Source organism: Streptomyces sp. NPDC058534, from assembly GCF_042717365.1.
In the GTDB taxonomy this organism is placed as follows: Bacteria; Actinomycetota; Actinomycetes; order Streptomycetales; family Streptomycetaceae; genus Streptomyces.
The window spans coordinates 16,506-38,070 of record NZ_JBHXNW010000086.1 but is presented as its reverse complement, the minus strand read 5'-3'; the positions used below and the strand labels follow the sequence as shown (position 1 = coordinate 38,070).

22 protein-coding genes and 4 pseudogenes are annotated in these 21,565 nt (G+C 71.7%); 18 read left to right on the top strand and 8 right to left on the bottom strand.

Features of this window, described 5'->3' with window-relative positions; all coding sequences use genetic code 11:
- Positions 1-91: 91 nt before the first annotated feature.
- The 3 genes from ACFWR9_RS36030 (at position 92) to ACFWR9_RS36020 (ending at position 2,692) form a co-directional block, all read left to right on the top strand.
- Entirely contained in the window at positions 92-871 is a 780-nt protein-coding gene (locus ACFWR9_RS36030) for a class I SAM-dependent methyltransferase (RefSeq protein WP_383849973.1), read from the top strand.
- A 112-nt stretch (positions 872-983) separates the two neighbouring features.
- Complete coding sequence (locus tag ACFWR9_RS36025; RefSeq protein ID WP_383849970.1) at positions 984-1,526, top strand: hypothetical protein; 543 nt, start codon at positions 984-986, stop codon at positions 1,524-1,526.
- Positions 1,527-1,636: 110 nt separating this feature from the next.
- Positions 1,637-2,692 carry a PucR family transcriptional regulator gene (locus ACFWR9_RS36020; RefSeq protein ID WP_383849968.1) on the top strand — a complete coding sequence of 352 codons (1,056 nt, stop codon included), beginning with the start codon at positions 1,637-1,639 and terminating at the stop codon, positions 2,690-2,692.
- A 28-nt stretch (positions 2,693-2,720) separates the two neighbouring features.
- On the opposite strand, the gene ACFWR9_RS36015 is transcribed toward ACFWR9_RS36020, so the two are convergent.
- The gene (locus ACFWR9_RS36015; protein WP_383849965.1) at positions 2,721-3,143 is read right to left on the bottom strand and encodes a hypothetical protein; all 423 of its coding nucleotides are present in this window, start codon (positions 3,141-3,143) and stop codon (positions 2,721-2,723) included.
- Positions 3,144-3,414: 271 nt separating this feature from the next.
- On the opposite strand from ACFWR9_RS36015, the gene ACFWR9_RS36010 reads away from it, so the two are divergent.
- The 7 genes and pseudogenes from ACFWR9_RS36010 to ACFWR9_RS35980 form a co-directional block, all read left to right on the top strand.
- Positions 3,415-5,169, top strand: a complete 1,755-nt coding sequence (locus tag ACFWR9_RS36010; RefSeq protein WP_383849962.1) for a lysyl oxidase family protein — start codon at positions 3,415-3,417, stop codon at positions 5,167-5,169.
- A 184-nt stretch (positions 5,170-5,353) separates the two neighbouring features.
- On the top strand, positions 5,354-5,776 hold the full coding sequence (locus ACFWR9_RS36005) for a hypothetical protein (RefSeq protein ID WP_383849960.1): 423 nt from the start codon (positions 5,354-5,356) through the stop codon (positions 5,774-5,776).
- Positions 5,773-7,557: a caspase family protein gene (locus tag ACFWR9_RS36000; RefSeq protein WP_383849959.1), complete on the top strand. Its 1,785-nt coding sequence runs from the start codon at positions 5,773-5,775 to the stop codon at positions 7,555-7,557. The genes ACFWR9_RS36005 and ACFWR9_RS36000 overlap by 4 nt, the downstream gene beginning before the upstream one ends.
- A 10-nt stretch (positions 7,558-7,567) precedes the next feature.
- On the top strand, positions 7,568-8,134 hold the full coding sequence (locus ACFWR9_RS35995) for a hypothetical protein (RefSeq protein ID WP_383849956.1): 567 nt from the start codon (positions 7,568-7,570) through the stop codon (positions 8,132-8,134).
- Between the two features lie 49 nt (positions 8,135-8,183).
- Positions 8,184-8,864, top strand: a complete 681-nt coding sequence (locus ACFWR9_RS35990; RefSeq protein ID WP_383849953.1) for a HEAT repeat domain-containing protein — start codon at positions 8,184-8,186, stop codon at positions 8,862-8,864.
- A gap of 48 nt (positions 8,865-8,912) precedes the next feature.
- On the top strand, positions 8,913-9,911 hold the full coding sequence (locus ACFWR9_RS35985) for a MerR family transcriptional regulator (RefSeq protein ID WP_383849950.1): 999 nt from the start codon (positions 8,913-8,915) through the stop codon (positions 9,909-9,911).
- Positions 9,912-9,965: 54 nt separating this feature from the next.
- Positions 9,966-11,094: pseudogene (locus ACFWR9_RS35980) on the top strand (PP2C family protein-serine/threonine phosphatase); the annotation flags it as partial.
- Positions 11,095-11,157: 63 nt separating this feature from the next.
- Here the strand turns inward: ACFWR9_RS35980 and ACFWR9_RS35975 are convergent.
- The 6 genes and pseudogenes from ACFWR9_RS35975 to ACFWR9_RS35950 form a co-directional block, all read right to left on the bottom strand.
- Positions 11,158-11,727, bottom strand: a complete 570-nt coding sequence (locus ACFWR9_RS35975; protein WP_383849948.1) for a hypothetical protein — start codon at positions 11,725-11,727, stop codon at positions 11,158-11,160.
- Complete coding sequence (locus ACFWR9_RS35970; protein WP_383849946.1) at positions 11,724-12,752, bottom strand: DUF58 domain-containing protein; 1,029 nt, start codon at positions 12,750-12,752, stop codon at positions 11,724-11,726. The genes ACFWR9_RS35975 and ACFWR9_RS35970 overlap by 4 nt, the downstream gene beginning before the upstream one ends.
- A pseudogene (locus ACFWR9_RS35965) lies at positions 12,644-13,653 on the bottom strand (AAA family ATPase). Before ACFWR9_RS35965 ends, ACFWR9_RS35970 begins: the two are co-directional and overlap by 109 nt.
- Positions 13,650-14,225 (bottom strand): hypothetical protein, encoded by a 576-nt coding sequence (locus tag ACFWR9_RS35960; RefSeq protein WP_383849943.1) that lies wholly within the window; start codon positions 14,223-14,225, stop codon positions 13,650-13,652. Before ACFWR9_RS35960 ends, ACFWR9_RS35965 begins: the two are co-directional and overlap by 4 nt.
- Positions 14,222-14,647 (bottom strand): DUF4129 domain-containing protein, encoded by a 426-nt coding sequence (locus ACFWR9_RS35955; protein ID WP_383849981.1) that lies wholly within the window; start codon positions 14,645-14,647, stop codon positions 14,222-14,224. Before ACFWR9_RS35955 ends, ACFWR9_RS35960 begins: the two co-directional genes overlap by 4 nt.
- 75 nt (positions 14,648-14,722) lie before the next feature.
- A pseudogene (locus ACFWR9_RS35950) lies at positions 14,723-15,589 on the bottom strand (helix-turn-helix domain-containing protein).
- Positions 15,590-15,794: 205 nt separating this feature from the next.
- Between ACFWR9_RS35950 and ACFWR9_RS35945 the strand changes: the two are divergent.
- The 3 genes from ACFWR9_RS35945 (at position 15,795) to ACFWR9_RS35935 (ending at position 17,738) form a co-directional block, all read left to right on the top strand.
- Positions 15,795-16,070 (top strand): alpha/beta hydrolase, encoded by a 276-nt coding sequence (locus ACFWR9_RS35945; protein WP_383849940.1) that lies wholly within the window; start codon positions 15,795-15,797, stop codon positions 16,068-16,070.
- Complete coding sequence (locus tag ACFWR9_RS35940) at positions 16,067-16,951, top strand: alpha/beta hydrolase (protein ID WP_383849937.1); 885 nt, start codon at positions 16,067-16,069, stop codon at positions 16,949-16,951. The genes ACFWR9_RS35945 and ACFWR9_RS35940 overlap by 4 nt, the downstream gene beginning before the upstream one ends.
- A gap of 106 nt (positions 16,952-17,057) precedes the next feature.
- A complete protein-coding gene (locus ACFWR9_RS35935; RefSeq protein ID WP_383849934.1) occupies positions 17,058-17,738 on the top strand; it encodes a DUF4232 domain-containing protein in 681 nt (226 codons plus the stop codon).
- A gap of 125 nt (positions 17,739-17,863) precedes the next feature.
- On the opposite strand, the pseudogene ACFWR9_RS35930 reads toward ACFWR9_RS35935, so the two are convergent.
- Positions 17,864-18,061 (bottom strand): annotated as a pseudogene (locus tag ACFWR9_RS35930) (TetR family transcriptional regulator); the annotation flags it as partial.
- Positions 18,062-18,384: 323 nt separating this feature from the next.
- On the opposite strand from ACFWR9_RS35930, the gene ACFWR9_RS35925 reads away from it, so the two are divergent.
- The 5 genes from ACFWR9_RS35925 (at position 18,385) to ACFWR9_RS35905 (ending at position 21,516) form a co-directional block, all read left to right on the top strand.
- Positions 18,385-18,573, top strand: coding sequence for a hypothetical protein (locus tag ACFWR9_RS35925; RefSeq protein WP_383849932.1), 189 nt, complete (start codon positions 18,385-18,387; stop codon positions 18,571-18,573).
- A 71-nt stretch (positions 18,574-18,644) separates the two neighbouring features.
- Positions 18,645-19,496: a phosphotransferase enzyme family protein gene (locus tag ACFWR9_RS35920; RefSeq protein WP_383849929.1), complete on the top strand. Its 852-nt coding sequence runs from the start codon at positions 18,645-18,647 to the stop codon at positions 19,494-19,496.
- Positions 19,497-19,536: 40 nt separating this feature from the next.
- On the top strand, positions 19,537-19,785 hold the full coding sequence (locus tag ACFWR9_RS35915; protein WP_383849927.1) for a maleylpyruvate isomerase N-terminal domain-containing protein: 249 nt from the start codon (positions 19,537-19,539) through the stop codon (positions 19,783-19,785).
- A gap of 482 nt (positions 19,786-20,267) precedes the next feature.
- Positions 20,268-20,852 carry a DinB family protein gene (locus ACFWR9_RS35910; RefSeq protein ID WP_383849924.1) on the top strand — a complete coding sequence of 195 codons (585 nt, stop codon included), beginning with the start codon at positions 20,268-20,270 and terminating at the stop codon, positions 20,850-20,852.
- 40 nt (positions 20,853-20,892) lie between these two features.
- Complete coding sequence (locus tag ACFWR9_RS35905) at positions 20,893-21,516, top strand: transposase (RefSeq protein WP_383849978.1); 624 nt, start codon at positions 20,893-20,895, stop codon at positions 21,514-21,516.
- Positions 21,517-21,565 lie beyond the last annotated feature (49 nt).

The following is a 21,565-nucleotide window of genomic DNA, read 5'->3' as shown; positions in this document are numbered from 1 at the left end:
ATCGGTAAGCCGTGTGCGGGAAAACCGCACGCACGGATTGAAAGGGGAATGGGGAAACGGGCTCGAAAGGGCACCGCGCCCCTGACTACCAATGGATCACAACGAACGGCCCGCTCACGCCTCGTCGTTCGGCGCGGCGGCGGTCGAGTACGCCGAACACCGTCCGGACTACGCGCGGACCGCGGTGCGCTGGGCACTGGAGCCGGCGCCCGGCCCGCGCGTGCTCGACCTCGGCGCCGGAACCGGCAAGCTGACCGCCACGCTCGTCGCCCTCGGTGCCGACGTCGTCGCGGTCGAGCCCGACCCGGCGATGCTGAGCGAGCTGCGCCGCTCGCTGCCGGACGTGCGTGCCCTGCCGGGGAGCGCCGAGGCGATCCCGCTGCCGGACGCCTCCGTCGACGCCGTGCTGGCGGGCAACGCCATGCACTGGTTCGACATGGCCGTCGCGGGACCCGAGATCGCCAGGGTCCTCGCACCCGACGGCATCCTGGCCGGCCTCTGGAACCTCGTCGACGACCGGGCCGAGTGGGTTGCCGAACTCGTCCGGGTCGGCGGGAGCGCGGCCTTCGGCCCGCGCGACACGCCCGCCGTCTGGCGGGTCGAGACGGCAGGCATGCACCTCCCCGAGGCTCCTGCCGCCGCCCGGTTCGGCTCCCCGGAGCAGGCCGAGTTCGCGCACGGGCAGCGCCGCACCGCCGACTCCCTCGTCGCGACCATCGCGACACGCGCGGGGGTGCTGGTCATGCCTGAACCGGAACGAGCGGCCACGCTGAGCCGGATCCGCACCCTCCTGGCCGGCGGAGCGGAGACCGCCCGCGGTGAGTTCACCCTGCCGATGCTGACGGGCGTGCTGCGCGTCCGGCGGCTGTGAGTCCGTCGCCAAAGTGAGCCCGTCGTCGGAGTGAGCCCGTCGTCGGAGTGAGTCCGTCGTCGGAGTGAGTCCGTCGCCGAAGTGAGTCCGTCGCCGGAGAGAGGTACGGAGAATGACTCAGGTGGGGACGACAGCGGTGCTGGCCGTGCTGCCGGACGCCGAACCGCTGCTGGAGTCGGCGGCCCGCGTGGACCCGCGGGCGGTGCGGCCGGGCGTGCCCGCGCATGCCGCGCTGCTCTACCCATGGCTGGCCGTCGACGAGGTGGGGGAGCCGGAGCTGCGCCGACTGCGGGGCGCGCTGCCGGCCGGCCGCATCCCGATCCAGTTTGCAGCGGTCGAACGGATCGGTGGTTTCGTCGGGGTCCCGGTCCCTGAGATGTGTGGCGTGGCCACCGCCGTCCGCACCGCCTTTCCGGCACAGGCCCCCTACGGCGGCCGGTTCGGCGCCGATCCGCCGGTGCATGTCACCGTGGCTCTGGACGCGGAACCCGAGGCCGCAGCCGCCATCACCGCCCGCACGGCAGGCCGCCTCCCGATCCTCACCGGGATCGACGCCTTGCACGTGGTCGCCCTGACTCCCACGGGCTGGCAGGCCCTGGCCGAGCTGCCGCTCGTCGACGGCGGCCCGTTCGTCTCGTACGGTAAACTTACTTAGCGAGCCTCACTGCTTCAACAGGCACTTTCCCGCTCGTGAAGCACTCACGGCCTTCCTGTGGGCATGCGCCGGGAATCCGCCGCGACTCCCGCAACCGCCAGGAGGGGCATGTGACCGTACAAGACCCGCCCGGGGCGTTCCTCGACGGATTCGTACAGGTCCTGGCCGACGCCGCCACCACCGGCCGCCGCCTCACCCGCGAGGAACGCGCCACCCGCCGCGAACTGGGCGCACGTGCCGCGGCCTCCGGACTCGGCTGGCGGGTTCTCGTCCGGGAACACCTCGCGGCCAGCCGCGGCGCATGGCCCGCCACAGCGTCGCCCGACCACGTGCTGTCCGTCCTCGAAGAGGCACTGGACGCCTTCGCCGAGGGCTACGAGAGCGCCCAGCGGCTGGTCATACGCCAGGAGGAGGCGGCCCGGCGGGAGTTCATCGACGACCTGCTCCACGGGCGCGGCGACTCCGGCCATCTCGCCGCACGGGCCGAACGGTTCGGACTGCGGCTGTCCCGCGTCCACGCCGTCGCCGTGGCCGAGGGACCGGTCGCCTACGACGAGACCGACTCCGTCCCCCGGCAGGTGCAGGACGCCCTGTTCAGCCACTTCGAGAGCCGTCGTCTCCTGCTCACCACCAAGGACGGCCGGATGGTCTGCATCGCCCCCGGCGACCAGGGGGACATACTGACCCGCTTCGCCAAACAGGCGCACGCCGCGACCGAGGGCGGCCAGGTCGCCCTCGGCCGCCCCCGCTCCGGCGCGGTGGGGATCGGGCACAGCTACCAGGAGGCCCTCAACGCCTTGGACGTCGCCCACCGGATGGGCTTCGACGACCCGCTGCTGCGCGCCGCCGACCTGCTGGTCTTCCCGGTCCTTGCCCGCGACCGGCCCGCCCTGGTGGACCTCGTGCGCGAGACGCTCAGCCCGCTGGAGCAGGCCCGCGGCGGAGCACGGCCACTGCTCGACACGCTGATCGAGTACTTCGACGCCGGCTGCGTCGCCGCCGAGACCGCCCGCAGACTCTCACTGAGCGTCCGAGCGCTGACCTACCGCCTGGAACGCGTCCACACACTGACGGGCGTCGATCCCACGGAGCCCGTACAGCGCTACATGCTGCAGACCGCGGTCATCGGCGCCCGCCTGCTCGACTGGCCGGCCAGACCGCTGTGACCGCGGTCGCGGGCAGCCGCTCCGGGACTCAGAGGTCGGCACAGATGCCGCGGGCCTCGCTCAGTTTCGCCTTCACCCCGGCATCGACCTCGAAGACCTGACGGTGCCGATTGTGCGCGCCGGTCACGGCCTTCGCGAGCGGCTCGTAGGAGGAGTCGCCCGCGGCGGCGGCCGTCGACAGATCGAAGGCGGCGGCGAAGCGGTACAGCGCCTGCTCGCCCACCTTGCCGCGCGTCGCCAGCTTCGATTCGTCCATGGCGGTCAGCGCGTCGCACGCGCCCCGGGCGTCGCCTCGCGCGCTGCCACCGCCGGCGGACTCGTCACCGGCCAGCGCCCAGGTGGCACCCACGCCTCCCGCGCCGATCAGCAGGCCCACCAGGACGGCGGTCGCCAGCGGCCACCGGCTGCGGGCGGGCGGAGGCGGGACGGCGGGGACGTATGTGGGCTGCATGTACACGACCATATCCGGCCGACGTGTGCGGCCGGCTGGTGGGGGAGGAAGGGCTGGGACGGGGACCGAGGAGTTCCGGACAACGTCCCCATATCAGAGACCTCGTCACCGAGTGGGCAATACCCGTGACTTCAGCCTGATTTCCGCTGGAACACAGGGATCCGGCCAACCTGCCACCGTTTTCCCCGTCCCGGACAACCGGGCATCGGGTCCTCTCCTCTCACAGCGCGGGCACAGCGAGTGCCCCCAACACCCGGAGGACTGGGGATCGATGACCAGAACGCGCACCACCCGGCTGCGGCGTCCGCTGCTCGCCGGCATCACGGCCGTCGCCGCCATGGCCGTGACGGCCGGCCTCGTGGCCGCCACGTCGGAACCGGCGAAGGCGGCCACAGGGCCCAAGCTGAGCCTCATCGCCGCGACCGACTCGATCACGCTCACCTCCTGGAAAGAGGAGCCGGGCGTCTACCTCGACCTCGGTACCTACCTCACCGCCGAGGGAACCCCGTTCGAGCTGAAGGTGACCCGGAAGTCCTACAAGGACCCGGTGGCCATCACCCAGACCGTGTACGAGGGCGGCAAGGCCAAGGCCAAGACGCTGCCCAAAGGCACGGTGAAGGACTTCGCCGGGCTCCCCGGCTTCGCGGAGATCACGGTCACCGACAAGGCCGGCAAGAAGGTCCTCGCCAGGACCGAGGACTTCTGCCCGAACAACGCCAGCGGCCGGGTGCGGCCGGACGCGCCCGCCACCTCCAAGTATCCGGAGAGCTGCCCCACCAACCCGTTCACCCTCGGCTCGGTATGGGGAGTCGAGAAGGGCTGGGCGGCCAACACCTACGCGGGCTCCTACACCGAACCGGTCAAGCTGGCGGCCGGCACCTACACCGCCAAGGTCGGCGTCGCCAAGAAGTACCGCGACCTGTTCGGCATCGCCAACAAGCCGGCCACGGTGAAGGTGACCGTGCAGGAGCGGAGTTACGAGGACGAGCAGGGCGCCGCCGAGCCCGCCTCCCCGGCCGCGTCGGCCGGCCGGCACGCCGGGCACGGAGCCGCCCACCAGGCACCGGCCGCGCACGCGGGCCACGGGCCGGGACACGCCCCGACGCCCGCCCAGGCCGGCGCGCCGGTCACCAGCGGCGCGAGCCCCTCGTACAACGTGGGCCACGGCCCGCTGAAGGCCGCTCCGCCGGCCCTGCCGTGGGCGCTGAAGAAGGAGCAGGCCGCGCGCTCGATGCGGGTCGGCGACACGGGTGGCCAGACCGACGGCTCGCGCAAGGCGCCCGCCCTCCAGCCGCTCGCGAAGCGGCCCGCGGGCAAGCCCACCGTGCCGGACGTCCCCAAGCCCGACCTGCGCTCGCTGCCGGCCTACGGCATCGTCATCAGCGACGGCGAGAAGGACATCCCCGGCAAGGACTACCTGGCGTTCAGCGCCAACGTGTGGAACGCCGGCCCGGCGCAGCTGGTGGTGGACGGCTTCCGCTCACCCGGCAAGGCCAAGATGGACGCCTACCAGTACTTCTACGACGCCAAGGGCAAGCAGGTCGGCTACACCCCGACCGGCACCATGGAATGGGACCCGCGCCCGGGCCACGTGCACTGGCACTTCACCGACTTCGCCAGCTACCGGCTGCTGAAGGCGGACAAGAAGGAGGCCGTGCGCAGCGGCAAGGAGGCCTTCTGCCTCGCCAACACCGACGCGATCGACTACACGGTGAAGAACGCCAACTGGCATCCGTTCAACACCGACCTGTCCACCGCCTGCGGCGAGGAGAACTCGATCTCCGTCCGCGAGGTGCTGGACGTCGGCTCCGGTGACACGTACTCGCAGGACCTGCCGGGCCAGTCCTTCGACATCACCGACGTGCCCAACGGCACGTACTACATCCAGGTGCTGGCCAACCCGGAGAAGCGGCTGAAGGAGACCAGCGTCGACAACAACAGCGCCCTGCGGAAGATCGTGCTGGGCGGCAAGCCGGACAAGCGGACGGTGACCGTGCCGCCGCACGACCTGGTGAACGCGAACTGACCGCACGTCGGAAGAGGGACTGACGGACACCAGGACGCCGACGGCCACCCACAGTGGCCGTCGGCCCCGTGCGGAAAGGCCGAGCGGGCCTCCGCAACACCTTCCGGTGGAATGTCCCGTACACCTCCTCGCGGCGACGCGCGCCTCCTACGCTGGATGCCCGCCCAACCGCGAAGGGACGGTCATGCACGTTGAGTTGAGGGCCGAGCCGGACGACGACGTACAGACCGTGCTCGACCTGTACGCCTGGCTGCGCAAGGACCCTGACGTCCGCCGCCACGCCGAGCTGACACTCGGGTCGCCGGATCCCACCGGCGAGACCATGGGCGCCACCGAGATCGTCAACCTCGTACTCGGCCAGACCTTCGCGGCACTCAACCTCGCCCTCGCCTACGCAAGTTGGCGCGCGGCGCGACGCACCGCCCCGTCCATCACCATCACCGTCGGCTCCCGGTCGCTCACGGTGGCGGGCGCGTCGGACGAGACCCTGCTGCGGATCGTGGAGCTGCTGGGCGATCCGGGTGGCGAGGACGGGCCGGCACCGCGCCCGGACGCTCCGGACGAACCCTCGCGGCGGGACGACGACGGCACCCCGGGGCCGGCGTGACGTCCCTGCCCGACCCCGCCGCCTCCCGCGCGGTGCTCATCGGGGTGGAGCAGTACACCAATCCGCTCCAGCCGCTGCCCACGGTCGCCAACAACCTCACCGGACTCAAGGACGTACTGACCGGCCCCGACTCGTGGCGCCTGCCACCGGAGCACTGCACCGTCCTGTCCAACCCCGAGTCGGCCACGCAGGTCCTCGACGCCGTGCACGCGGCCGCCACCGAGGCGACCGACGCCCTGTTCGTCTACTTCGCCGGCCACGGCCTGCTGTCCCCGGTCGGCGACCTCTACCTGGCCCTCTCGGACTCGCCACCGGGCCGGCTCTTCCACGCGGTGGCCTACGACCAGCTCCGCTACCAGGTCGCCGAGGAGTGCGCCGCGCTCAGCCGCGTCGTCGTCCTCGACTGCTGCTACAGCGGCCGCGCCCTGCACGGATACATGGGCGCCCCACTCCAACTCGCCGACTGCGGCGACATCGACGGCACGTACGTCCTGACCGCGTCCGCCGAGACCGAGCGGGCCATGGCACCGAAGGGCGAGCACTACACGGCGTTCTCGGGCGCACTGCTGAGAGCGGTCACCGAAGGCGTGCCCCACGGCCCCGAAATGCTGGACATGGAGACCGTCTACCGGCATGTGCGCAGGGAACTGCAGGCCAGGAAGCGACCCGTGCCACAGCAGCGTGCCCGCAACGAGGGCCACCGCATCACCCTCGCCCGCAACAGATGGAGCCCGGCAGCCGGACCCGAGGCGCAGGCGTACGCGGCGGCGCTGCGCAAGGCCGTGCGGGACGGCGACGGCGCCGCGGACCCGGACACCGCCCCCTACCTCCGGGGCGAACGCGCGGCCCCACGCGCCTTCGTGAACGCCCTGGCCGACCGCCTCTCCGAGACCGACCTGACCCACCTGCACACCCTGCGCCGCACCGCCCAGCGAGCCGCACCCGACGCCGCGACCCAGCTCCAGTACTGGCAGGAGGAGGTGGAACTCCTCACCCACCGCCTCACCCGGGCGGGTGACTACAGCCGGGGCATCGAGGGCGAACTGACACTGGCACAGGAGCGGGTGCGGCGACTGGACGCGGAGGTGCGGGTACTGAACCAGCAGGTGCGCCTGCTGCTGGACGAGAAGGGGCGGGACGCGACCGCGGCCGAGGCACTGGTGGGCGTGGCGTCCACGCAGTCCGGGGCGACGGAATCGGCGGTGCGCGGCGGCGGACCGTCGAAGACCTCGGCGGCACGTGGCGCGCCGGGCACGACTCCGGCCGCTCGCCCACCCGCACCCGTGGCCCGCACCTCCGGGACGCTGGCCGTCCTCGCCGTCCTGTATGTCGTGATCGCCTGGGCGTTCACGCTGGACACGGTGGCGCTGAAGTACGACTCCGGCCGGAAGCCCGCGTCGATGCCGAGCACGTCCGACCTGGCGAGCGGCGAGGGCCCCCACTACGTGTGGGACGTGGAGACCGACGTGACCAGCACGTTCCGCCCGGACGAGAACGACGCCGCCGACAAGCTGACCGGCGACCTCGTGATCTCCGTGCCCCGCCCCTGCAAGGACCGGACGATCGAGTGGGAGATCACGATCGACGGCCAAGAAGGCGACCACGGCTCCCTCACCGGCGAGACGGAACACCAAGTGCCCCTCGACGTACCCCTGGACGGGCCCCCCGACCGTGTCACGATCAGCGCCTCCTGGGTCGGCGGCACCGAACCCTGCCCGAGCTTCGGACTGGTCTGGACGGACCCCCGCCTCGCAGTGAACCTCGACCTGGTCCCGTGGTGAGGAGGAGCGGATGGGATTCACCGACCGCCCGGGCGCCTGGCTCGGCGGCACCACAGCCGGGCTGCTGCTCACCATGGGCGTCATCGCCGGATTCGCGGCGGCCTGCAGCATCTCCGGCCGCCAACTGAGTTACGACAGCGGGGACCGACCCGTACAGCAGACCGTCTCCGGCGGCGGCAAGCTCGCCGACGCGGTCTACGCCTACGTCTGGGACGTCCGTCACGACGTCGACAGCACGTTCACCGTCCCGTCGGGCTTCGGCACTGGCGAGGCGTCGCTGCTGAGCAGCACCGTCCGCGTCTCCGTACCGGAGGGCTGCACCGACCACACCGTCCACTGGCAGGTGACCGCCGACGGCGAACACCGCATCGGCCACGGGACCACCCGATGGCTGCGCCAGTACGACGAGACCTTCAAGCTGCGGCCGCACGGGCTGCGCCCCCGGACCGTCACCGTCGAGGCATGGTGGGACGGCGGGGACGAGGCCTGCCCGTCCTTCTCCTTCATCTGGCACGACCCGACGCTCTACTTCGAGGCGGACCCGGACTTCCTGGACGGGGACTACTACCCGACTTGACCTTGACACCGTGGCAGGGTCTTCACTGCTCGTCAGGGAGGTGGTCTCGATGACGACCACGACACAGGACGACGCCGACGCCCTCCGGGTGCTCCGGACGCTGGAGGACAGCCGTTCGTCGGTGCGGCTGCGGGCCGCTCTGACGGTGGGCACGACGCCCGACCCGCGCTTCGTCGACAAGCTCGTCGAGCGATGCGCGGTCGAGCCCGACTTCTTCGTCCGCGACATGCTGACCTGGGCGCTCACCCGGCACCCGGTCTCCGTGACACTCCCCGGGCTGGTCCGTGAGGTCCGCTCGGAGCGCGCCCGGGCGAGGAGCCAGGCGTTGCACACACTGTCCAAGCTCGGGGACCGGCGGGCGTGGCCGGCCATCACGCCTGCGCTGCTGTCCGACGCCCACGACGAGGTGGCGCGGAGCGCCTGGCGGGCCGCGGTCGTGCTGGTGCCGGAGGGCGAGGAGCCCGCGTTGGCCGCGGGGCTGGTGACGCAGCTCGGCCGCGGTGGGCGGGAGACGCAGCTGAGTCTCAGCCGGGCGCTGGTCGCACTGGGCGAGGCGATCGTGCCCGCTCTGCGTGCGGTCACCACGGCCGCCGACCCGCTCGTGCGGGCGCACGCCCTAGCCACGGAGCGGCTGCTCCGGGACCCGGACACCGGCTTCGGGTTCGCGATCGAGGAGGCGAAGCGCGTGGTGGCCCTCGGCGGAGCCGGTGACGAGGGCGATGAGGGATGAGACGAGGGCGATGAGGGATGAGACGAGGGCGATGAGGGATGATGGGACGTGTTGATCGGTGAGGTGGCGCGACGGTCCGGGGTCAGTGCCCGCATGCTCCGACACTACGAGTCGCTCAGTCTGGTGAGACCCTCCGGCCGAACGGGCTCCGGATACCGGGAGTACTCCGGCCAGGACATCCGGCGGATCTTCCACATCGAGAGCCTGCGGTCGCTGGGGCTGTCGCTGCGTGAGATCGGGCGCGCGCTCGACGACCCCGGCTTCATGCCCTCGGAACTCGTCGGCGACCTCATCCACCGGACACGCGAACGCGTCGCGGCCGAGACCGAGCTGCTCACGCGGCTGTCCCGGATCGACGCCGCGGACCCCGCCGGCTGGGAGGACGTTCTCCAGGTCGTCGCGCTCCTCCAGGCGCTGGGATCGAAGAGTCCCGGCGCCCGCCAGCGCGCGGCCCTGTCCTCCGGCGAGGAGGTCCCGGTGCCGGTGGAGGCATTGGTCGAGGCGGTTCTGAGCGAGCCGGACCCGATCGTCGCCGGCGCTCTCAGGTGGGCGCTGGCGCGGTCGGGCGAGCGAGGCCCGGCGCTCCTGGCGGAAGCCCTCGGCTCACCGGCGGCCGCGGTGCGGGAACGTGCCGTGCAGAGCCTCGCCGAGCTGCCGGGCGACGAGGTCACCGGGCACCTGCGGCACGCTCTCGCCGGCCCCGACGCCGCGGTGCGCGGGTGTGCGGCGCTGGCGCTCGGGACGCGTGGCGTGGCCGAGGCGGCGCCGGAGCTGGTCGACATGATCGTGGAGGGGCGGAACGACACCGATGCCGCGGACGCACTGAGCGTGCTCGCGGCCGACACCGCGATGGCGGACCGGATCGCCGGCAGACTTGTCGGGCGCCTCGCCCACGGCACCACCGGAGCACCCGCACGCGGACGGCTGACCCAGGCGCTCGCGGGCATCCCGGGCGCGAGGGCGTCACGTGCCCTGGAGGAACTGTCCCAGGACGAGGACCGTGCCGTCGCGCTGACCGCGGTGTACGTTCGCCGCCTGCGCGCGTGACCACCGTCCCTGCTTCGCGGCGGCGTGCGGGGCCGGGACCGCGTACGTACATTGGACCTGGTGACCGTGAGTGTCAACGCCGCCTACTGCCGCGTGACGGGCCGGACGGCCGGGGACCTGCTCGGCAGGTACCTCTTCGACGCCATCCCCGAGAACCCCGCCGATCCGGAGTCCGACGGGGCGCGCAAGGTGTCGGCCTCGCTGCGACGGGTGCTGGCCACGGGGCAGGCGGAGAGCATGGCGGTGCAGCGCTACGACATCCCCAGCGCCGAACACCCCGGGGGCTTCGAGGAACGCTGGTGGTCACCGGTGAACACCCCCCTTCATCCGCGACCGCCGGCACTGGCGCCGCACTCCCATCGACGCCTCGGGTCCGCCGGAAGCCGGAATGGAGGCCGGTATCGAGGCTGAGCTGTACGCCCGGGCGAAGGAACTGGAGCGACTGAACGAGGAACTGCGGCAGGCGCACGCGCGGGAGCGGCAGGTGGCGATCACCCTGCAGGAGGCCATGCTGCGCTCACCCGACCTCGCACGCCACCCCGACGTGGCGGTGCGCTACCTGCCGGCCATCGGTTCGCTGAACGTGTGCGGGGACTGGTACGACGCCGTCGACCTGACCGACGGGCGCTTCTTCGTCGCCGTGGGCGACGTGGTGGGCCACGGCCTGGAGGCGGCCACCGTCATGGGAATGCTGCGCAGCGCGCTGTCGGCGGCCAGCCGCACCGTCCCCGGCCCCGCCCAGGCACTGGAGGTGCTGGGCCTGTACGCGCGTTCCGTGGAGGGCGCCCTGGCCGCGACCGCCGTCACCGCCCTCGTCGACACCCGCTCACAGCTGATCATCTACTCCAGCGCCGGGCACCCGCCGCCCGTCCTGATGCGTGCCGACGGTACCTGCCACCTGCTCGACCAGGCCACCGACCCGCCGCTCGGCGCGCGGCTCACCCACGTGCCGCGCCCCCAGGCGGGCATCGCCTACCAGCCCGGCGACATCCTGGTCCTCTACACGGACGGTCTGATCGAACGCCGGGACGAGGACATCGACATCAGCCTGCGGCGCCTGACCGACACCCTGGGCCGGTGCCTCGGCCTGGACCCGGAGCGCCTCGCCGACGTCCTCCTGGAGAGCCTGGGCGTCAGCCACGGCGCCCGCGACGACATCGCCCTGGTCGCGGTGGGACTGTGAGGCGGCGAGGCAGCGGCCCTTCAGCCCTTTCGTGAACGACAGAACTCGGCGACCGCGCTTCCCCTACCTCCCACCCCACCACCGGGCCCCCATCACTCCACCACCGACCACCACCGCCACGACCACCCCAGCCGCCACCACCCGCCCCGCACCGAACTCCGCTCCGGTCACCGGAACCACCGCGGCGGCCGCCACCACGCCAGCACCCGCGCACGCCCCTACCGCCTCTCCCCACACGCGCGCGGTCCCGCGCCCCCACCTCCACGGCCAGGTCTCACTCGTCACCAGGTACGCGACCAACAGCACCACCAACCCGGCGCCCTCCCACCACGCCGGGTCCCCGAATGCGGCGATGACCACAACACTCGCCGCCAACACGGTCGTCCGGTGTCGCAGCAGAAGGTGGGACCAGCGGGCCGACTCCAGTGTCGGCCGCCGGTCCAGTGCCGGTGCCGCCCACACCGCGAAGACGACCGAGCATCCGAACAGCAAAGCATCCCGCGCCCCACCCACCGTCGCCCACGGCCGCCACGCCACCACGACGGCCGCCGACCCGAGCACCCGCACGGGCAGGGTGCCGACCCAGTAACCCGCCCACTCCCGCAGGCTCACCCGCGTATCGAGCACCGTCATCGCCCCCTCCCGCCGACCCGCCCGGACAGCAGCGGTGCCAACGCCAGATCCAACGGCTCACCCACGATGTGCCGCAGCACCAGCACCCCGCTGTCCCGCAGGTCGAACCGCATGGCGTCCCGGTCCGCGTGCCACAACCGCAGCCCCAACTCGCCCGGCACGTCGCCGGGTTCGACCGGCGGATCCCCGCTCGGGATCTCCACGACCACCGGCCGGCGTCCCCGCCCCTGAAGATCCCGCAGGACCTTGAGTATCCGGGCGTCGCTCAACGGAGTGAACACGTAGACGAGCGCCCCCTCCGGCAGCGCGGGCGGCGGCACCCGCTCAAGCCCGGGCCCGTCGAAACGCCGGTCCCTGCGGACGTCGAGGACACTCTCGACGATGCGGTAGAACGCAGCGTCCCCGGTGCCCGGCGCCAGCCAGCGCGTGGTGCCCCCGGTCGAGACGACCCCCACCCGGTCGTGGGTGCGCAGATACGCCCGGGCCAGCCCGGCGGCCGCCCGCACCGTCTCGTCCAGGGACGACACCCCGGTCACCGGGTCGACGACGTCCCCGAACGCGTCGAGCAGCATCACCGTGTCGGCGGCCCGCTCGGCCGCGAACCGGTGCAGCTGCACCGCGCCGCGCCGAGTCGTCGACGGCCAGTGGATGCGCCGCTGCCGTTCCCCGGGCACCCACGCCCCCACCCCGACGACCTCGACACCCTCTCCGGTCTGTACGGAGGCATGTTCGCCGAGCCGCTGCGGCAACCGCGCCGGAACCGGCGTGAACCGCGCCTGCGTGGGGCGCGGGAACACGGACACCTCGGCCGCCTCGACCCGGACGGTACGGCGCACGGTGCCCCCGGCGTCGTACACGTCGAGGTCCACGGGCCCGAGCGACCAGCGTCCCCAGAGCAGCGCCGTGTGACGCAACGTCACCGCGGACGCGCCGACCACGACCTCGTCGAGGCGCAGGCCCGGGCCGAGTGTGACACCGGGATCGAGCCGGACGGCACGTCGTCCGTGGTCACCTCGCGCACCCACAACTCCGACCGCAGCGACACCCGGTGGGCCAGCGCGGGCACCGCGAGGGCCTTGACGTCCTCCGGGACGACGTAGTCGCGGCCGTTCAACACGGCGCGGGCCCGCGCGAGCTGGACCAGAGCGAGGGCGCCCCGAGGCGAGGCGCCGATGCTGATCTGGGGGTGCTCGCGGGTCGCGCCGACGAGCGCGACGGCGTACTCCAGCAGGTCGTCGTCGATCTCCACGCCCTCCACCACACGCCGCCAGGCCACGACGTCCGCCGGCCCCGCGAGCGGCTTGAGTACCGCCTCGGGCGCGGCCCGGTCGATCCGGGCCCGCAGCATCGCCAGCTCCTCCCAGGCGCTCAGATATCCCATCCGCACCCGCAGCTGGAACCGGTCGAGCTGGGCCTCGGGCAGCGAGTACGTGCCCTCGTACTCCACCGGGTTGGCGGTCGCGACGACCATGAACGGGTCGGCGAGCGGCCGCGTCTCACCGTCCACGGTCACCTGTGACTCGGCCTTCGCCTCGAGCAGCGCGGCCTGCGTCTTGGGCGGCGTCCGGTTGATCTCGTCGGCGAGCAGGAGGTGGGTGAAGACCGGCCCGGGATGGAACACCATCTCGCCGGTGCGCTGGTCGTACAGCGGCGCCCCCGTGACGTCCGACGGGAGCAGGTCGGGCGTGAACTGGATCCGGCGGAAGTCCAGGCCGAGCGTGGTGGCGAAGGACCGCGCGAGGAGCGTCTTGCCGAGCCCGGCAGATCCTCGACGGGGACGTGCCCGCCGGCCAGCACGCCCAGCATCACCAGTTCGAGGGCGTCCGGCTTGCCGACGACGGCACGTCCGATCTCGCGCAGCACGGCACCGGCCTGCTCGCCAACCTGCTCGGGGGTACGGGGCTGAGGCGTGGTGGGACTCGTCACGTCGCTTCTTCCTTGTGAGTGCCGGGGGTACGAGTGCGGGGTGCGCCGAGTTGTTCGAGCCGGTCGACGAGGCGGCGCAGTACGTCGACGGGGATGCCGCCGTCGGGTCCGGTGCGGGGCGTCTGGGACCCGAGCCAGGGCCACAGTTCGGGCCCGATCAGACCGGCGGCGCGTCGGGGCTGTTGGTCGAGTGAGACATGGTGGTGTTCGGCGAGTGCCGCGGCGTAGAGGCGGCGCAGCTCGGGCCGCAGTACCGCGCGGTAGTAGAGGGCGCCGTCGGGTCCCGTGGCGGTGCGTACGTTCCGTCGCCATTCGCCCATGCCCGGCGTCCGGGTCCGCAGCAGCCGTACGTCCTCCCGCCGTCCGGAGTCGAGGGCGTCCGCCCCGGCGACGTACCGGGCCACGATCAGCGTCGCGACGGCGAGCAGGGTCACGATGGCGCCGGCCGCCCGGGGGCCGTCGAGGAGCAGGACGAGCAGGACGCCGGAGGCGGCGACCGCCGCGCCGAGCAGACCGAGCCGGCGCAGCGTGAGCGTGTCCTGCCCCGCGGGCTGTTCCGTGCGCCCGTTCACCGCTGCGCCTCCCGGTCCTGGAGCAGCGAGGCGATCTCTTCCAGGGCGCCGGCCGCGGCCTCGCGGTGCGAGGGCCCCATCGGATGCGAGGAATAGCGGGCCTCGCGGAACAGCGTGGTGAGACGCGGTGCGGCCGGACTCGGGGCGAGGCCCGCGTCGGCGGCGCGGGTGAGCAGGTCGGCGGGGCTGTCGGAGGCGTGCCGCCGTACGCCGGACGCGACGAGGGCGTCCTCCATCGCCGCGTAGCAGGCGATGACGCGGCTGCGCAGCAGGGCGTCCACCTCCTCCGGCCGCAACCCGCGGTACCGCCGCGCGAGCTTGCGCAGCACCGGGACCCGCACGCCGAGCAGCTCGTCGTCGTCCGCAGGGCTGAGCACCCGTTCCAGCTGGGCACGCACCTGCGGTTCGGCGAGCCCCCGCAGTTCGGACCGTAGGCGTTTCCAGGCGTTCCGGCCGTTCCGGCCGTTCCCGTGAGGAAGACGTCATGAGTCCGGACGCTAGCGTGCCTGGGGACGGCGGGCGTCCCGCGCCGCCCAGGAAGCGAGGATCCGCAGACGTTCGTGGCTGGGGGAGCCTGGCTCGGCGGTCAGGGTGATGAGCTGCTGGTCCGGGTCTGTCGTGGGGGTGAGGAAGGACCAGTCGAGGGTGAGCCGGCCGACGGCCCGATGCTGGAGGACCTTCGTGCCGGTGCCGTGCGTGGCCACGCGGTGGGTTCCCCACCAGCGCCGGAAGTCGGGGTCCTGGAGCGACAGCTCGCCCGCCAGTTCCGCCAGCCGTAGGTCCTTCGGATCCCGGGCGGCATCCATGCGCAGCTGCGCCAGGCTCGTCCGTGCCACCCACTTCCAGTCCGGGTACAGGGCCCGGACGACCGGATCCCGGAAGACCAGCCGTACGAAGTTGCGCCGCTCCTCGGGAATCCGCGCGAAGTCGGTGAAGAGGGCCGCCGCCATGGGGTTTCAGGCGAGGATGTCCGTGCGCCGGCCCAGGACGACGGCCGGGGTGGTGGGCAGGTCGTCCAGCAGCCTCCGCAGCTGCGGCTGGACCTTCCGCGCGGCGCGCCGCCGGGGCCGGGCGGCATCCCGGCCGGACAGCTCGAACAGGTACACACGCCCGCCGTCGTCCAGCTTCAGGACCCGCGCGAGCGTGTCCAGTACCGGCTCGGACGCCTGACGGCGGCCCTGTTCCAGGCGGGTGCAGTAGTCGGGGCTGACCGACACGAGCAGGGCCACTTCCTCCCGGCGCAGCCCCTGGACCGTGCGCCGGCCGGCCGACTCGGGCAGCCCGACCTGGGCCGGGCTCAGCTCCTTACGCCGGGCCTTGAGGAAGGCGCCCAGCTCGCTCCGGCGCACGTTGCCGCTGCTCATGAGGCCAAGTCTGGCAGACGGCCGCGCCCGTGACAGGGGGCCTGGCGTGTCCCGGGACAGCGCTGTCCCGGGACAGAAGACGCCCCTTACCCCTACCCGTACCGGCTGCGAGGGCCGGTGACGCGACCGGCGGGCGGACGGCCCCGAGGGGGCACCCCGCCAGAGACCGCAGAGACCGCCTCCACCTCCCAGGAGACACGGCAACATGAAGACCGACGTCACCTTTCCCAGCAACGACCTGTCCCTCGCCGGGACCCTCTTCACGCCCGACGACCACACCGGCGGCCGGCTACCGGCTGTCGTCGTCTCCCACCCCGGCGGCAGCGTGAAGGAGCACAGCCCGAGCGTCTACGCCGAGCGCCTGGCCCGGGCCGGATTCGCCGGGCTGGTCTTCGACGCCGCCCATCAGGGCGAGAGCGAGGGCAAGCCACGAGGCCTGGAGAACCCCTTCCAGCGGGCGGAGGACATCAAGTCCGCGTGACCTACCTGACCACGCGCGAAGACATCCACCCCGACCGCATCGGAGCCCTCGGCATGTGCGCCTCCGGCGGCTACGTGCCCTACGCCGCTCAGACCGGCCACCGCATCAGGAGCATCGCGACGGTGAGCGCCGCGGACATGGGCTCGGTGATCCGGGAGGGACTGGGCCGCACACAGGACCCGGCCGACTTCAGGGCGATGCTCGACCGGGCCGGTGAGCAGCGCAGGGCGGAAGCACGCGGCGCCGCCCCCACAGATGGTGGCCTGGCTGCCCGACAGCGCCGAGGAACTGCCGCCGACCGCCACCCGGCAACTTCGGGAGACTTCGCGTACTACCGCACCCCGCGCGGCCACCACCCTCGCGCCAACCGGGAATGGGTGCAGCGCAGCGTCGACCTGATCGCCCAGTACGACTCGTACGCGATGATCCGGATCATCTCGCCCCGCCCCCTGTTGATGATCACCGGCTCCGAGGCGGAGACCGCCTACTTCAGCAGGGAGGCCATCGAGAAGGCGGCCGAGCCCAAGCGGCTGGTCGTCATCGACGGGGCCACCCACGTCGACCTGTACGACAGAAACGCGTACGTCACCCCCGCCGTCGCCGAACTCACCGCGTTACGCCAGGAACCTGGCCGGCTGCCCCCCTTCAGCTCCAGCCCTGCGCGGCGGATGGACGCCATGCCACCGGTGCGGTCAAGATCCGCCGGGTTACAGGACTGTCCCAGGGGGCGGCGGTCGCGAACAGGTGCGGAACGGCGGCTGGAAGCGACTGTCCGGCCGGCCGAGGGCGTGCACTGGCGGGCGTGGCGGGACGTGCCCCCGGTGGTGGTGCACTGTGCGCCTGGCTTTGCGTGTAACAGGAATGTCTTCAGGGGTGGTTGAGCGGAACGGACTGCCGGGCGGGACGGCTCTTCGGGTTCACAAACGATGGTTCAGCAGCGACTCGTACCGACGGGTCGGCCCCCCAACCGATACTGAGGAAGAAACGATGCGCGTTCACAAGCTTACCTTCGCCGCCCTCGCCGTTGCCGCGAGTCTCTCGCTCACGGCCTGCCAGAACGACGAAGACGCCACGGGGCAGAGCGACCCGTCGGCCGCGTCCAACGCATCCTCCTCGGAGGGCGGTGCAGGATCGGACAACTCGCAGCAGGGTGGCGGGGAGGAGCCTGCCGGGGAGGGCACCGGCGGGCAGGCGACGGCAGCCGGGACCGGCTCCGACTCCGACTCCGGCTCCAGCGTGAACGACAAGCTCGGCAAGTGCCGTACCGACGAGCTGGAGTTCAAGGCGATGGACGCCACCATCGACGGCGACACCGATGGCACCGTCGCGGTGGAGCTGACCAACGGCGGCGGCCGGGAGTGCGCGATTTCCGGATACGCCGGCGTCGACCTGAAGACCAACTCGGGGACGCTGTCCGCGAAGCGCAGTGGCGAGCCGGTCGTCCCCGGCACCCTCAAGGACGGGGAGACCGTGGCCTTCGGCATCCACTACCCGATCAACGACTCGGGCGGCTCCGGCGTCCGTGTCACCGGGCTCGTGGTGACCCCGCCCGACGAGACGAAGTCCGTCACCCTCGACTGGCCGGGCGCCGGCACGCTGCCCGTCACGGACGGCGCCGGTTCCCCCGTGAAGGTCGGCCCGATCGGCAGCGCCGGCCAGGGCGGCTGACCGCGATCAGCCGCCGTGCCTGCGCGGGGCCGGCCCCGCTCGAGGACGAGTTCGTGCCGGGAACCGTCCTCGATGAGCACGGTCAGGATGGCGCCCTTGCCGCAGGTGCCGGCATACACAGTAGGGACGGCGGTCCCCGCCTCCCGGGCGATCTCGGCGACGGTGACGTTGGCGTAGCCGCGGTCGACAAAGAGCCGTGTCGCCGCGCCCAGGGTCGCCTCCCGTGTCTCCGCGGCGGCCTTCGCGCGGCGAAGGGCGTGGAAAGGGCGTCGGTCTCGCCGCTCTGCGGGGTCGTCTTTTCGGCTTCCGGCACCCTGCTGCACAGGACCAGACCACCCCGACCGTCAGTACATGTTGGGACAGGAGCTGCGGGTCTACATCCTCACCACGGCGGCGGAGACCGACGGCCGCCACGACGTGACGGACTCGTACATGCCCGTCGGCGCGGCCGTATGGGCGGGGGACGAGAAGGTGACCCTGGACTCGGGAGACTTCTATACGATTCCCCTTCATGTTCCGCACGCGACACCGGCAGGCCCGGACGGCGCGCGCGCCCTGAACATCTCCACGCCCGCAGGATTCGCCGAGCTCATCGCCCGTACCGCCACCCCTCTTCCACCTGGTCACCGAGACGACCGCACTCGATGTGGAACTGTTCACCGCGGTCGGCGAGGAAATGGGCGACATCGTGCTCGGCCCGCCCGGCACCACACCGGCCGACCTCGGCACGCAGCCGCCGCACTTACGGCAGTTCAAGGACCCGCAGACGGCGCCGGAGGACGCGCCTGCCGCAGACCGGCCGGCCGCATTGCTCGGGCGGACGATCTCGACCTGAAGTACCGTCAAACACCTTCGCGAAGTCGTGGTGTGCTGTGGCAGTGTTCAGGTGAGAGGAGCCGACGACACATGCAAGAGCCAGAGTTCCGGCGGGCGGTGAGCGCGGCCATGTCGATTGCCTCATCACTGGGCCTGACCACCGACGACGCGACCGTTCTCCATGACTCGAACAAGCTCACTCTGCGTCTGCTGCCCAGTGACGTCCTGGCCGGGGTGGCACCTGTCGCGCAGCAGGTCGCAGAGTTCGAGATCGAGCTGGCTCAGCGGCTCGCCGCATCCGGGTGCCCGGTGGCCACCCTCGAACCTCGCGTCGAGCCACGCGTCCATGAGCGTGACGGCTTCGCGGTCACGCTGTGGACCTACTACGAGCCCGTGGCACCTCCCGAGGCGTCACCGGCCGACTACGCCGACGCGCTGAAGCGTCTGCATGACGGCATGCGCCCGCTCGATGTCCCGACGCCGCACTTCACGGACCGAGTCGAGCAGGCTCAACAACTCATCGCCAACCGCGACCGCACCCCGGCTCTGGCCGAGGCGGACCGCGAACTGCTGCGCAACACGCTACGAAGCCTGAGGCGAGCGATCTGCGAGCGCGGCGACGCCGACCAGCTGCTGCACGGTGAGCCGCACCCGGGCAACGTACTCACCACGCAGAACGGGCTGCTGTTCATCGATCTGGAGACGTGCTGCCGCGGCCCCGTCGAATTCGACCTCGCCCATGCCCCCGAGGAGGTCGGCGAGCACTATCCGGGCGTCAACCGGGACCTGCTGCGCGAGTGCCGACTCCTCGTGCTGGCGATGATCACAACGTGGCGCTGGGACCGAGACGACCAGTTCCCCGATGGGCGACGGATGGGAACGGAGTGGCTCAGCCGGATCCGAGCAGAACTCGACGGCGTGGGCGTGGACACTCAGAGCTGATAGGGGAGAGACAGCGCCTAGTTGCCCCCTGGAGCACCGCATGCCTTCGACGCAGATCCACGCCGTGCTGGACGATCTGGCTCGAGTGGTCGGCGCCACGACTCCCGAGCAGGACGGCCTGCCCACTCCTTGCGCCGGACTGGACGTCACATCGCTGCGGCGGCACCTGCTCTGCGGTATCCAGTACTTCGCCCTGGTGCTGGCCGATCCCACCGGCGACGAACGACCCGACCCGCACACCACCTGGACCACTGTCAGGTCGTGCGGTGGTCACCATAGGGTGGCGTGATGTTCGATCCGTTGGAGATCACGGTGCTGCCGCGGGGGCCGCGCTTCCCTGACCAGGTGCGTTTCTGGGTCAACGGCGAGGATGTGGTGGAGAGCGCGGTCGGCCCCGGCGGTCGTGGGCCTCTGGCGTCGGAAGCGCTGCCGGCCGGACTTCCCGGCCCGCTGCGGGTAACGTTCGAACCGCGACGTGTGCCGTTGGGCGAGCCAGAGTGCACCGGGGGATGCTGCGGATTCCTCTCCGTCGTCGTGCAGCGAGTCGGGAATGTCGTCCAGTGGTCGGGTTGGGAGGTTCCCCACGAGGAGGACCAACCGTTGGAGTTCGACTTCGACGCGGACGAGTACGACGCAGAGGTGATCCGTGCCGAGGCAGATTCAGGGTGGCGTTTCCCGCGGCGGCCATGGCCAGGCCTCGGCTCTGCCAGTCGTTGCGGACCACGTACGGGATCTTGAGACCACGAGCAGCCCATGGCAGGCTCATGCCGCATGATCGATGAATTCGCGAAAGAAAACCTGCACGGGAGACTGCGGCGGGACCGCAAGGCGCTGCTCTGGAAACTCGACGGCTTGTCCGAATACGACGCCCGCCGACCTTTGACAGCGACCGGGACCAACCTCCTCGGCCTGATCAAACACGTGGCCACCGTCGAGGCCAGGTACTTCGGCGAGGTCTTCGACCGCCCTTCCCCGGAACCGCTGCCCCGGTGGCAGGACTCCAACGGCAGCGATCTGTGGGCGACCGAGGACGAGACCCGCGATCAGATCGTCGGGTTCTACCGGCGCGCGTGGGAACACTCGGACGTGACGATCAACGATCTTCCCCTCGACGCCCCCGGCCACGTGCCGTGGTGGCCGGAGCCTTATGCCGACACGAACCTGTTCGCCGTCATGGTCCATGTCCTCGGCGAGTCCATCCGGCATGCCGGGCACGCCGATATCCTCCGCGAGGGCCTCGACGGCCGGACCGGGTTGCGCGCCGAACTCGAGAAGCAGATCGACGAGGAAGCCCGTGCAGCCTACTGCGCGAAGATCGAGCAGGCCGCCAGGTCGGCCGCACCAATCAAGGCTTAGAGGTTGTCTCACGTGACTTGATGTCCGTGAACTCTGGGAGCTGACCGCCCCGTTGCTGCCGTCATTCGCTGCTCGTCCGCCAGGTGGTGGGACCGCTCCGTGTGACGAGCGGGACGTGTTCACGGCAGTGGTGTACGCGCTGACCAGCGGCTGTGCCTGGCGACACCTGCCGCCGACGTTCGGCACGTCGCCCGCCACCGCGCATCGCCGCTTCACGGTATCGACCGAGGCCGGCCTGGCAGCAAGCTGCACGTGCTGTCCGATGCCCAGGGCATCCCGCTCGCCGTCGCCATGTCCGGCGCGCACATGCACGACAGCCTCGCCCTCAAGCCGCTCATCCGCGGCATACCCGCCATCCGGTCCCGCGGGGGGACCACGGCGGCGCCGACCCGTCAAACTCCGCGCGGACAAGGCGTACTTCTCCGCCGAACACCTGGCCTGGCTGCGCGAGCGCGGGCTCGTCGTGCGCATCGCGCGGCCCGGCATCGATTCCGGCGAACGCCTCGGTCGGCACCGCTGGAAGATCGAACGGTCGGTCGCCTGGCTCTTCGGCTACCGCCGCCTCACAGACCGATACGAACGAAAGGGCTCACACTTCCTCGCCCTCCTCGGCCTGGCCGCCGCCCTGACCTGCTACAAGAAGCTCGCGCAACTTGCCACGTGAGACACCCTCTTAGCCGAGCGTCGTTGGCGGAGCGGGTGAACGTCTCCCA

Coding starts and splice junctions, on each gene's coding strand:
- ACFWR9_RS36030 (WP_383849973.1), top strand. CDS start 92: ATGGATCACAACGAACGGCCCGCTCACGCCTCGTCGTTCGGCGCGGCG.
- ACFWR9_RS36025 (WP_383849970.1), top strand. CDS start 984: ATGACTCAGGTGGGGACGACAGCGGTGCTGGCCGTGCTGCCGGACGCC.
- ACFWR9_RS36015 (WP_383849965.1), bottom strand. CDS start 3,143: ATGCAGCCCACATACGTCCCCGCCGTCCCGCCTCCGCCCGCCCGCAGC.
- ACFWR9_RS36010 (WP_383849962.1), top strand. CDS start 3,415: ATGACCAGAACGCGCACCACCCGGCTGCGGCGTCCGCTGCTCGCCGGC.
- ACFWR9_RS36005 (WP_383849960.1), top strand. CDS start 5,354: ATGCACGTTGAGTTGAGGGCCGAGCCGGACGACGACGTACAGACCGTG.
- ACFWR9_RS35995 (WP_383849956.1), top strand. CDS start 7,568: ATGGGATTCACCGACCGCCCGGGCGCCTGGCTCGGCGGCACCACAGCC.
- ACFWR9_RS35990 (WP_383849953.1), top strand. CDS start 8,184: ATGACGACCACGACACAGGACGACGCCGACGCCCTCCGGGTGCTCCGG.
- ACFWR9_RS35975 (WP_383849948.1), bottom strand. CDS start 11,727: ATGACGGTGCTCGATACGCGGGTGAGCCTGCGGGAGTGGGCGGGTTAC.
- ACFWR9_RS35945 (WP_383849940.1), top strand. CDS start 15,795: ATGAAGACCGACGTCACCTTTCCCAGCAACGACCTGTCCCTCGCCGGG.
- ACFWR9_RS35935 (WP_383849934.1), top strand. CDS start 17,058: ATGCGCGTTCACAAGCTTACCTTCGCCGCCCTCGCCGTTGCCGCGAGT.
- ACFWR9_RS35920 (WP_383849929.1), top strand. CDS start 18,645: ATGCAAGAGCCAGAGTTCCGGCGGGCGGTGAGCGCGGCCATGTCGATT.
- ACFWR9_RS35915 (WP_383849927.1), top strand. CDS start 19,537: ATGCCTTCGACGCAGATCCACGCCGTGCTGGACGATCTGGCTCGAGTG.
- ACFWR9_RS35910 (WP_383849924.1), top strand. CDS start 20,268: ATGATCGATGAATTCGCGAAAGAAAACCTGCACGGGAGACTGCGGCGG.